Source organism: Psychrobacter sp. AH5 (assembly GCF_040371085.1).
Lineage (GTDB): Bacteria > Pseudomonadota > Gammaproteobacteria > Pseudomonadales > Moraxellaceae > Psychrobacter.
Genome location: NZ_JAMBMT010000001.1, coordinates 2,529,771 through 2,541,652 on the forward strand (window position 1 = coordinate 2,529,771; position 11,882 = coordinate 2,541,652).

The window sequence follows — 11,882 nt, forward strand, 5'->3', positions numbered from 1 at the left end:
CTCATTACTGCTTTGCCGACTTATTTTAGTCTTGCTTTGACAGCTCTTTTAGCCATTTTGCTTGCTCAGCGCTTGGGGTAAAAGCTTGCCATAAATCGGGACGTCTAGCCTGAGTACGCAGCACTTGCTGATTAAAACGCCACTTAGCGATATTGGCATGATGACCCGAGAGTAACACCTCAGGGACACTCATACCGGCAAAGTCACGCGGCTTAGTGTAGTGCGGACAATCAAGCAAGCCATCAACAAATGAGTCTTGCTCAGCTGATTTATCATCGCCCATGATGTCTGGCAAACGACGTATCACACTATCCATCAGCACCATCGCTGGTAGCTCGCCGCCGGTTAACACGTAGTCCCCAAGCGACACTTCCTTATCGACATACTGTGCTAATAAGCGCTCATCAATGCCTTCATAACGACCGCATAATAAAATCATGCCATCGTAATCACTCATTTCAAGCACGCTATTTTCACTTAGCGTCTGTCCTTGTGGCGACATGTAAATCACCGGACAGTGCTGTTTATCGATACGGCAACCGTGCTGACTGGCTCGCTCTTTAGCATCATCAATAGCTTGCGCTAATGGCTCAGCCATCATCACCATACCAGGACCACCCCCGAAAGGACGCTCATCAATACGGCGATAATTATCCGTGGTATAGTCGCGAGGGTTGATACATTCAATCGTAACTTGCTGCTGAGTCACCGCCCGTCCGGTGATACCAAAATCACGGATCGAGGCAAACATCTCAGGGAAAATACTAATTACGGCAAAATACATCGACTCTACTCACGATAACGCATACTCACAGTAACCTAGCTGCTGAACAAAACGATAATGATAAACCAAATGCGATTAGTCGTTAATCACTAACGACTAGCAATCAGCGTCTCAATAATCGCTCGGCCAAGCCGCAATGATTTTTTTGGCGGACATATCCACCTCAATCACTGTTTGCTTATGCCAAGGTATAAGGCGCTCTTCACCATCCAAACTATCCGAGGTTGCCGCTACCCGCATAATATCGTGGGCACCAGTTTCGAACATCTCAGCGATGTCGCCTAAATACTCATCTTGCTCATTGAAGACTTGTACCCCGATCAGATCCGACCAATAGTACTCATCTTCGCCAGTCTCAGGCAAAACGTCTTGCTCCACCCAAAGGGTTACCCCATTCATGGTTTCAGCGACATTACGGTCAGGAATTTGCTCAAACTGAGCGACAATGCCTGTGCCTTGCTCGCGCCAAGCTTTGACAGTCAAAGGCTTCATGCCCATAGCCGTCTTCATATACCATGGCTGCATAGCGAAGATAGCTGTCCGATCGTCAGTATCGCTAAAGACCCAAAGCCAACCTTTAATGCCGTAAGGCTTTTTGAGCTGACCTATTTTCATAAGGTTATTAGTAGATGCTGATGACATAACGAACCTAAATTTGATGAATGCAGTACCTGGTAATACTAGAACGTAGCACTAGGACAATAATATGGTTATGACTAGCAGTAAATCCAGATCATTAACGGAGTAACAATCTTCTAGTACGGTAAACCGTTAATTGCGCACACTGGTCATGCCAGCTACGCTAGTTACTTTTTTATCGTGCTAAAGTCAAAAACTTAAGCAGTCGCTTCTGTGTTAGCGATAGACTTGCTATAAGTCTTTGCTAATGAAGCTACGCGATCTGAAGGTTGTGCACCTTTTTCGATCCACGCTTGATAGGCTTCCATATTTAAGCGAACCGCTTCTTCTGACTCTTTAGCTAGCGGGTTAAAAAAGCCGATATTTTCAATGTAACGACCATCACGCGCGCGGCGTTGATCAGCAACTACAACTTGATAAAATGGGCGTTTTTTGGCACCGCCCCGTGCTAAACGAATAACAACCATCTGATTTCTCTCTTTGCAGGTATACCAAAAAGGGCACAATTATATCATAGACTCTTTTCTTTTAAAACATAAACTGTGTTTATTTACTCGTGTTATAACAATGACTTAAACCCTATGATTTTAGCGGTTAGCAGCCTAGTATTTGCTTGACCCCATGGCGCATTTTTTGCTATTGCACTATACTCATGCTTAACTACATTAGTATTATTTGCGGTTAGCAGCATCTATATAGCTTCTTTATCGAACTACATTGAACCATGTCTTTAGGAATAACCTCTGCTTATGAGCACTCCGAATACTCCCCTGCGTCGCTCTAGTAGCTGGTCTAATAGCTGGCTAACCACTTTTATGGTCACTTTTATTGTGATTATTAGTGTAGGTTTGTCGATTTTATTTTTTTGGCGTAGTCTTTATTTACCAGAGCTAAAAACACATGCTCGTTATTTGACCACTGAGCTACAACTGATAAGTAGTGTCAAAAAGGATTGGCAAAATACTCCTGAATTTCGCACTTGGATATATGAGCACTCGCACGTTGCGGTAGTCGAAAACCCTAGCGACTTTCCACAAGTTGAAGACAAAGCGTTCGTAGGTTTATTTACCAACGTCTTACAGCGAGAGATTGGAGCGCAGTTGGGTCGCCCTGTTGAGGTCTACTTTAAATTCAAGCCGACGCCACAGCTATGGGTGCAAGACAGCACGGATACTAGCTTTTGGATACGAGAGCCTGTGGTCTATTATTCAGAATATAGTCCGACGTTATTATTGTTTTTTTTATTAGGCATTCCTATTTTGACGCTACTCACTATTATTTTATTAGCGCGGCAACTCAACCGTCCGCTACGTCACTTGCAGCGCGCCGCTACTAATTATATTCGGCTCGGTCATGCCACTACTCTACCAACGCACTCAGGACCGACTGAGATTCGCCAAGCCAATCTAGCTTTTAACCGATTGTTTACTACCCTCAATCAAGCGCAAAAAGAGCGGACTATCATGCTCGCGGGCATCTCCCATGATTTGCGTACGCCGCTAACACGTATGCGCCTCACCGCTGAGATGCTACCGGATGATTTTTTTCGTGAAGGACTGATTTATGATGTAGAAGATATGGATGCCATTTTGGAGCAGTTTATCTCTTTTATGAAAGATGGCTCTGATGAGCCGGTGCGCTTGACTCATTTAGATACTATATTTAATGAGATTATGGTGCAATTTGCGCCAATGAAGATTATTTATGAGTCGCAATTAGACAAACCTGTCCCTATCAGACCGCTGTCTATTAAACGCATGATTATTAACTTAGTCAACAATGCTAATCGCTATGGCAAGACGCCTATTTATCTATCAGCAAAAGTGGTACCGACTCTTCAGCAGATGGCTACCACAGACGAAGCGGGTGTCATTAGTGAGCACAGCCTCACTGAAGAAGCACAGGAGCAGTTAATCATTTGTGTGCGCGACTGCGGAGAGGGTGTCGCTGAGGATCAGCTAGAACGTATTATGCAGCCCTTTGAGCGCGGTGAGACAGCGCGTACCACTCAAGGCAGTGGTCTAGGTTTGGCTATCGTCAACCGTATTGCTAGATTGCACCACGGTAGCGTGGAAGCTATAAACCATCCTGAAGGCGGCTTACAGGTTTGTATCAAGATACCGCTGATCTCCAAAGTAACAGAAGAGACGCCAGCTAATAATAGTAGTAATACTGACCATGCTAGTTAAAAGCTAGCATTCTTTATTCTTTGTCACCAATGAGCGGTGGCAGATACTTCGAATTATTAGTAAAAGCGATAGGGTTTACCAGCTCAACTTGCGCTTGTTTTAGACTCTCAGTGCTACTAGGTTGCTGAAAAAACAAATAGCTAATCAGCACCGCAGCATTGACTAAAATCAGTCCGCCAAACACATAAGGCATGTTCTATTCTCCTTTGTTTTGTCAAACACTCTAATTGAGCTTATGCAGCAAGCAAGCCTGTCTATTGATTAAGCTATCTATTTATTAAACTATTTTAGCTTAGTAGCCTTACTCCTCAAAGCTACGCTCGCTTTTTTCTTGCGTAATCTGGTCAGCGGCTATCGTTTGCGTAAGCGGTTTGATAGGCCAAGTCATAATAAAACGAGCGCCGCCAAGCTCCGGGCTTTCATCAACGCTCATACTACCATTGAACCAAAAAGCAATCCGCGAGACGATAGAGAGTCCCAAACCATAACCGCCCGAAGCGCGAGTACGACTGTCATCTAAGCGCGCAAAGGGAATAAATACTTTTTCGCGATCTGCCTCCGGAATACCTTGGCCATCATCTTCGACACTGACAAAGGCATTGCCCTTTTTGACCCAAGCGCTAATAACAATAGTACCCTCGGCATAACGTAGCGCATTACCTGCCAGGTTTTGAATAACGCGGTGTAAGTAGCGACGATCGGCGACAGCTGTCACCTTGCTATTAGGCGGATTACCCACAACCTTGATATCTTTACCTAAAGCATTGGTTTCGCGGACGATTTGCTCAATTAATTCTTTGAGATTAACGGATTCTAAATCAAGCTTAGGAGAGCCTTCTTCTAACTTGGCGTAGGTCAAAATCTCATCGATCAAGCCGTTGAGCGCCTCGATATCTTCATCGATATAATCTCGCTGCATAAACCTTGAATCTTCATCCTCAGTATCTGCCAGCATATCGACGGCAAAACGGATACGAGCAACTGGGGTTCGCAGCTCATGCGATACCGCTCGGGTCAGCTCGCGCTGTGATTCAATCAAGCGTTTGATATGCGAGGTCATAGCGTTAAACGTCGCTGAAAGCCGAGCTATCTCGTCTTGGCCAATGACCTGCACTTGAATATCCAGATTACCATCACTGACCTCATTGACCCCGACCTGAATTAGCTGTAATTTGCGCTCAAGCGGGAAAATAAGGGCATAGACTCCTAGACTGATTAAGAACATACTAATCAGTACCATACTGATAATAAGATTGAGCGGAAACCAATTAAATAAAGGCACTGGTCCCATCAAAATCGCCATATCGTTTATCTCAGAGGGGATCACAATCTTAATCGACGAGTTGCCTTGGCTATTATTACTATCTTCTAGCAAAATAACCACTTCATCACGGCGCAGGCGCGCCAATTGATCATCATCCAAATTGAGAGTATCTATTGCACTTAGTGATAGCGGATAAGAGAATTTTTCTTCAAGCTCCGCCAAACGCGCTCGCTTTTCAGGCAAAGTGATGTAGTAAGACAAATCATCTAATAAAAATACCGCCATAGCTCGCACTTGTTGCTCACTAACCTGCGATATTCTAACGGTCAATACCTTACTGCTATCGGGTAAGCGGTGGTAAACATCAGCGTAAGTCGGCTGAGTCATATAGCGTACTACTGTTTGACCTTTTTCAAACCGGCGTAGCTCACTGGCACTAAAATCAATCTTCTCTATCGGTACTATACGAAAAGTCGAGCCAAATAGGCTGCTGGCATCTGATAGCCAATACTCGCGCTGAGTTTCAGTCTCTTGATGAGCTAGGCCTTCACTAACTAAATAAAAAGCGCCGGTTGCCATATTTTCGCGGTAAGACTGCATGCGTTCTTGATTGATAGTATCCATCAATAACTGCGCAAATAACGCTACACATAAACAGACTAACAATAGTCCGGCATAGATTCGAACGAAGATACTGTGTTTTAGAGAGAAGACTAGTGACATAGTTGCCGTGACCAAACCATTGAATGATGATTTTGAGTAAAAATTGCTGTTGCTATTCTATAGTAACACCAGCAAAGATGTTAGAGATAGATGCATTAAAATGCCTTAATTAAAGCGTGATTAAAATCCCTAACTTCATTTGTAAGCGCAAAAAGTAAAACTTAATCATAAAAAAACCAGCACAGTGCTGGTTTTAATATGAAAATGAATAAAATTTATTACTAAAAAAGCTTAGTTGCCTTCTTTGACAAATAGATAGCCTTTGCTACGCACCGTCTTGATACGTTTTGGGTTTTCTGGATCGTCACCAATCTTTGGACGAATGCGTGAGATACGCACGTCAATAGAGCGATCTTGACCGTCGTATTCGATACCGCGTAGACGCTCAAAGATATCTTCACGAGACAAGATACGGCCTGCGTTCGAAGCTAACAACCATAGCAGGTCATATTCAGCACTAGTAAAGTCTACTAGCTCATCACCTAGATTGACTGAACGTCCGCCGTTATCGATAACTAGCTCACCGAACTCTAGACGCTGCGGTACATCTTCTGATGGCGCGTTTTCTGAGCGGCGCAGTAAAGCGCGAATACGGGCCAATAGTACGCGAGGCTGAGCAGGCTTAGCGACATAATCATCCGCACCCATCTCTAGGCCTAGTACCTGATCCATATCTTCGGTGCGCGCCGTCAGCATAAGGATTGGGTTTTGGTAATGGGGACGGACTTCACGGCAAACCGTTAAGCCATCGCTACCTGGTAGCATCACATCCAATACCACTAGATCCGGTTGCTCATTGACAATACGACGAATAGCGCGGTTGCCATCCGTTTCAATTGCTACTTCTAAGCCATTTTTAACCAAGTAGTCTTGGGTCAACATAGCTAGACGCTCATCGTCCTCAACGATTAAAATTCGAGGGGTGTTGTCGTCATCAGTTGTTGTCATCGTTATATCCTCTAATACATCTAAATTAAAAACGGTAAAGGTGAAGCGAAAAAACCATTATCAAGAAAAAGTAGCCTAGACAAAAAACAGATTATCTATAGTTCATATGTCCGTATATTTTTGTTTATTTGAACGGTTCAATCTACGCAAGCTAGTATACTACTAAAGCTATATCTTACCCTACTATAGCTTATTGTTATTAACAAAACCTATAAACAACCCTGCATAAAATATTAGTTTACGTCCAATAAAAAGCATATTTTATCTTTTTGAAGCATCACAACTAATCACTTTAGAACATTTATCGATAATACAGATAGATTGTTACCTTAGCTCAATATTATGAGCGTAAAGTTATTAGCTTAATAATATAACCAAAACTTGTGCTTACTGCTAGTCTGTTTTAGCTTAAATAACCCGCTAGTTCTATTGTTTGATAAATTATTGAATCATTTGCCTCTTTATTTCAATATAACGGCAAAAGAGCATAAATCAGCAAAATCAACACAAAAAAAACAGCCCCGGTGGACTGTTTTTTGAAAAGTAAATGATTAGCTGATAACTATTAAAATAAGCGGGCTAAAATAAACCTATTTAAGAGCGGTTTTTGTACTTACGAATCGTTTGTAGCTGAGCCACTGATTCGGCTAAAGAGGCTAACGCAGCGTTAGTCTGTAGCGTATCAGTCTGGTTGACTAGCATCTGTTCCGCTTGACGACGAGCTTCGACAATCTTACTTTCATCAAGATTATGCGCGCGCATTGCGGTATCCGCTAGGACGGTAACCATTTTTGGCTGTACTTCTAACACACCACCAGAAACGTAAATAACTTCCTCAGCACCATCTGGCGTTTGTACCCGCATTGAGCCGGGCTTTAATAAGGTAATCAACGGCGTATGGCCTGGCAACACACCGATTTCGCCTTCACTACCAGTAGCGATAAGCATGCTTATCTCACCTGAATATAACTCTTCACGAGCACTTACGACGCGGCATTGTAAAGTTGCCATAATTCATTCCTTCTTATATAAATGAGCTAGTTAATATTTGAGCAATCATTGCAACTACAAAAAGGTATTTATTGCTGCAATGATTGTCTATCAATTAGCTTAGGCAGCAGCAGACTTCATCTTTTCTGCTTTAGCGACTACTTCATCGATGCCACCAGCCATATAGAAGGCTTGCTCTGGAAGATCATCATACTCACCAGCGATAATCGCCTTAAAGCTAGCAATGGTATCGCGTAATGGAACGTATTTACCAGGCGCACCGGTGAAGACTTCAGCTACGTGGAAAGGCTGAGATAAGAAGCGCTGAATCTTACGGGCGCGATAAACCACTAGTTTATCTTCTTCTGATAGCTCATCCATACCCAAAATGGCGATGATGTCTTTTAGCTCTTTATAGCGCTGCAAGACTTCTTGCACGCCGCGAGCCACGTTGTAATGCTCTTCGCCAATCACTTGTGGATCGAGCTGACGCGAGGTTGAATCTAGCGGATCTACCGCAGGATAGATACCTTGTGAAGCGATATCACGGCTAAGTACTACGGTGGCGTCTAAGTGAGCAAAGGTAGTCGCAGGTGATGGATCCGTCAAGTCATCCGCTGGTACATAGACGGCTTGTACTGAAGTAATAGAACCTGACTGCGTTGAGGTAATACGCTCTTGTAGCATACCCATCTCTTCAGCTAGTGTTGGCTGATAACCAACCGCTGATGGCATACGGCCAAGTAGTGCTGATACTTCGGTACCCGCTAGCGTATAACGATAGATATTATCGACGAATAATAGTACGTCACGACCTTTGCCAGTAGCAGGATCTTTGGTATCACGGAAGTACTCAGCCATAGTCAAACCAGACAGTGCAACACGTAGACGGTTACCTGGTGGCTCATTCATCTGGCCATATACCATCGCTACTTTAGATTTGCTAAAGTCTTCGGTATTGACAACGCCCGCTTCTTGCATCTCATGATAGAAGTCGTTACCTTCACGAGTACGCTCACCGACACCAGCAAATACTGATAAGCCTTCATGTTTTAGAGCGATGTTGTTAATCAGCTCCATCATGTTGACGGTTTTACCAACACCGGCACCACCGAACAGACCTACTTTACCCCCTTTAGCAAACGGGCAAAGTAAATCGATAACTTTAATACCTGTCTCTAGTAGCTCAGTGCTGTTTGATTGCTCAGCATAGCTTGGTGCTTCACGGTGGATAGACCATTTGGTATCTGCTTCTACAGGACCTTCTTCATCGATAGGACGACCAAGAACATCCATAATACGACCAAGCGTACCCATACCTACGGGTACAACAATTGGACCACCAGTGTTAGTCACTGGCAAGTTACGCTTAAGACCTTCAGTTGAGCCCATAGCGATAGTACGCACGATACCATCACCTAGCTGTTGCTGAACTTCTAGGGTAGTTTCAGTACCATCAACTTGCAAAGCATCATAAATCTGAGGAACTTCGTTACGGTTGAACTCGACGTCAAGAACCGCGCCAATAATCTGTACAATACGACCGCTACTCATTGCGTTCTCCTTGAACTTCTATATATGGTTGTAGTCAATTATGAAACAGCAGCAGCACCGCCAACGATTTCCGAGATCTCTCGGGTAATCGCCGCTTGACGCAGCTTGTTATAAACCAACTGTAAATCGTTAATTAGGTCACCAGCATTATCAGTTGCTGCTTTCATAGCAACCATACGTGAAGACTGTTCAGAAGCAATATTTTCCATGACCGCTTGATAAACGATCGATTCAATATAGCGTCCCAATAATTCGTCAATCAAAGTTTTGACATCAGGCTCGTAGATATAATCCCAGCTAAGCTCAGTTTGCATGCCACTTGCATCGCTACTGAACGAACCCTCTGGTAAAGGTACCAGCTGATTGACCGTTGGCTTTTGCGTCATAGCGTTGACGAACTGGTTATAGACCACATAGATACGATCTATCTGCCCATTGCTATAGTCATCAAGCATCGCTTGTACTGGTGAGTTAATCTGCTCAAAGGTCGGCTTGTCGCCATAGTCAGTAACCGCTGCGGTAACTTTACCACCAAAGGTTTTGAAAAAGCTGACGCCTTTAGAGCCGATAACGGCAAATTCGGCCGCTACTGATTGCTCTTCATAGCTTTGAATGTTTTTTGATAGCGCTTTAAACAAGTTAATGTTCAAACCACCCGCAAGGCCACGATCGGAGGTGATAACAATATAGCCCACTCTCTCGACCGGACGCGCTACCATATAAGGGTGTTTATAATCTGATGAGGCATGTACCAAATGCGAGATAACCCGGCGCATACTATCGGCGTACGGGCGACCCACTTCCATGCGCTCTTGGGCACGGCGCATCTTACTCGCAGCGACCATTTGCATAGCACGAGTAATCTTCTGGGTACTTTTAATACTGGTGACTTTGGCACGTATCTCTTTTAAGCTTGCCATAATGATTCCAATATAAGAGGGTTAAAAAGCATTGGCGTATGCGACAGTTGGTTACTATTTAACATAAAATGTTAGCTAATATCTTTGATATTGTAGCATTACGCGATCTTAGACCGAGGTTGATTAGCATAATGGCGCTATTGTCTTAGCAAAAAACTTAACAGAAATTTCACCAGACAACGCGCCACTATGTAAGCTCACAAAGGAGCGCTAACCTGCTCAGCTTAACCCATTAACTTAGTAATTACTAACTTGGTATGTGTTAACTCAATTATCGTTAACTCAGCTTTTATTCACTTAGTAACTGTGGTTTTGTTTGAAAGTCTCAAGTGAAGACTTCAAACGAGCAGCAATATCATCATTATAATTTGCAGTATCGTCGATCTCTTTCATCAAGTCGCTTTGCTCGTCATGCATATAACGCAAGTAAGCTTCTTCAAAAGCACCGATCTTCTCTACTGGCACGTCTGCTAAGAACCCTTCGTTAGAAGCGTAGATAACTGCCGCTTGCTCAGAGATTGACATCGGCTGATATTGCTTTTGTTTCATAAGCTCAGTGACGCGCTCACCGTGATCTAGCTGCTCGCGAGTCGCGTCATCAAGATCTGAAGCAAACTGAGCAAATGCTGCTAGTTCACGATACTGAGCTAGTGCGGTACGAATACCACCAGAGAGCTTTTTGATGATCTTAGTCTGCGCGGCGCCGCCCACACGTGATACCGAGATACCAGCGTTAACAGCCGGACGGATACCTGAGGCAAATAAACTAGACTCTAAGAAGATCTGACCATCGGTGATCGAGATCACGTTAGTCGGTACGAAGGCTGAGACGTCACCGGCTTGGGTTTCAATAATAGGTAGCGCAGTTAATGAGCCGGTTTTACCTTTTACTTCGCCATTAGTGAAGTTCTCGACATAGTCGGCGTTGACGCGTGAAGCACGCTCAAGTAGACGTGAATGTAGATAGAAGACATCCCCTGGATAAGCTTCACGGCCTGGCGGACGACGTAGTAGTAGTGAGATTTGGCGATAAGCAACCGCTTGTTTTGATAAGTCATCAAAGACAATCAGTGCATCTTCGCCGCGGTCACGGAAGTACTCGCCCATGGTACAACCTGAGTACGGTGCGATGTACTGTAATGCTGCAGGCTCTGAAGCGGAAGCAACGACAACAGTGGTGTATTCTAAAGCGCCAGTCTGCTCAAGCTTACGCACGACGTTAGCAATCGTTGAGCGTTTTTGACCGATAGCGACATAGACACACTTAATGCCAGAGGTTTTCTGCGCAATAATAGCATCGATAGCCATCGCCGTTTTACCAGTCTGACGGTCACCAATGATAAGCTCACGCTGACCACGACCGATTGGAATCATGGTATCAACGGCTTTATAGCCAGTCATCACGGGCTGATCTACCGATTGACGGTCGATAACGCCTGGAGCGATTTTTTCGACTTTATCGGTCATTTTGGCATTGATAGGACCTTTGCCATCGATAGGGTTTCCTAAAGCATCAACAACGCGGCCTAATAGCTCAGGACCTACCGGTACTTCAAGAATACGACCCGTACAATAAGCCTTTTGGCCTTCTTGTAATTGTAGATAATCACCAAGTACGACTGCGCCAACAGAATCACGCTCTAAGTTAAGCGCCATACCGTAGATTTCGCCTTCAAACTCAATCATTTCGCCGTACATGGCATCTTCAAGACCATGAATTTGCACAATACCGTCAGATACTTTGACGATAGTGCCTTCATTCTTTGCAGTTGCGCCTGCATCAAGGTCTTGAATACGCTGCTTAATCAGATTACTGATTTCCGCTGGATTCAGTTGTTGCATTGCCTTGTTTCCTTTAATTTATGATAACT

At 44.0% G+C, this 11,882-nt stretch carries 11 protein-coding genes; 1 reads left to right on the forward strand and 10 read right to left on the reverse strand.

What is annotated here, in order from left to right:
* Positions 1-25: 25 nt before the first annotated feature.
* The 3 genes from trmD to rpsP all read right to left on the reverse strand — a co-directional run bounded on the left by trmD (position 26) and on the right by rpsP (position 1,890).
* The gene (trmD, locus tag M0N77_RS10745; RefSeq protein WP_353105177.1) at positions 26-784 is read right to left on the reverse strand and encodes a tRNA (guanosine(37)-N1)-methyltransferase TrmD; all 759 of its coding nucleotides are present in this window, start codon (positions 782-784) and stop codon (positions 26-28) included.
* 111 nt (positions 785-895) lie between these two features.
* Positions 896-1,426, reverse strand: a complete 531-nt coding sequence (rimM, locus tag M0N77_RS10750) for a ribosome maturation factor RimM (RefSeq protein ID WP_353105178.1) — start codon at positions 1,424-1,426, stop codon at positions 896-898.
* A gap of 194 nt (positions 1,427-1,620) precedes the next feature.
* A complete protein-coding gene (rpsP, locus tag M0N77_RS10755) occupies positions 1,621-1,890 on the reverse strand; it encodes a 30S ribosomal protein S16 (RefSeq protein WP_353105179.1) in 270 nt (89 codons plus the stop codon).
* A 282-nt stretch (positions 1,891-2,172) separates the two neighbouring features.
* Here rpsP and M0N77_RS10760 point away from each other — a divergent pair, with 282 nt between their 5' ends.
* Complete coding sequence (locus tag M0N77_RS10760; protein ID WP_353105180.1) at positions 2,173-3,612, forward strand: ATP-binding protein; 1,440 nt, start codon at positions 2,173-2,175, stop codon at positions 3,610-3,612.
* Positions 3,613-3,625: 13 nt separating this feature from the next.
* Here the strand turns inward: M0N77_RS10760 and M0N77_RS10765 are convergent, their stop codons facing one another.
* The 7 genes from M0N77_RS10765 to atpA form a co-directional block, all read right to left on the reverse strand.
* Complete coding sequence (locus M0N77_RS10765; protein ID WP_353105181.1) at positions 3,626-3,805, reverse strand: hypothetical protein; 180 nt, start codon at positions 3,803-3,805, stop codon at positions 3,626-3,628.
* Between the two features lie 108 nt (positions 3,806-3,913).
* Positions 3,914-5,599 (reverse strand): ATP-binding protein, encoded by a 1,686-nt coding sequence (locus M0N77_RS10770; RefSeq protein ID WP_353105182.1) that lies wholly within the window; start codon positions 5,597-5,599, stop codon positions 3,914-3,916.
* Positions 5,600-5,830: 231 nt separating this feature from the next.
* Complete coding sequence (locus M0N77_RS10775) at positions 5,831-6,547, reverse strand: response regulator (RefSeq protein ID WP_353105183.1); 717 nt, start codon at positions 6,545-6,547, stop codon at positions 5,831-5,833.
* Between the two features lie 594 nt (positions 6,548-7,141).
* The gene (locus tag M0N77_RS10780) at positions 7,142-7,558 is read right to left on the reverse strand and encodes a F0F1 ATP synthase subunit epsilon (RefSeq protein ID WP_353105184.1); all 417 of its coding nucleotides are present in this window, start codon (positions 7,556-7,558) and stop codon (positions 7,142-7,144) included.
* Between the two features lie 99 nt (positions 7,559-7,657).
* Positions 7,658-9,091 carry a F0F1 ATP synthase subunit beta gene (gene atpD / locus M0N77_RS10785; protein ID WP_353105185.1) on the reverse strand — a complete coding sequence of 478 codons (1,434 nt, stop codon included), beginning with the start codon at positions 9,089-9,091 and terminating at the stop codon, positions 7,658-7,660.
* A 38-nt stretch (positions 9,092-9,129) separates the two neighbouring features.
* Complete coding sequence (gene atpG / locus M0N77_RS10790; protein ID WP_353105186.1) at positions 9,130-10,011, reverse strand: F0F1 ATP synthase subunit gamma; 882 nt, start codon at positions 10,009-10,011, stop codon at positions 9,130-9,132.
* Between the two features lie 297 nt (positions 10,012-10,308).
* Positions 10,309-11,853, reverse strand: a complete 1,545-nt coding sequence (atpA, locus tag M0N77_RS10795) for a F0F1 ATP synthase subunit alpha (RefSeq protein ID WP_353105187.1) — start codon at positions 11,851-11,853, stop codon at positions 10,309-10,311.
* Between the last annotated feature and the right edge of the window lie 29 nt (positions 11,854-11,882).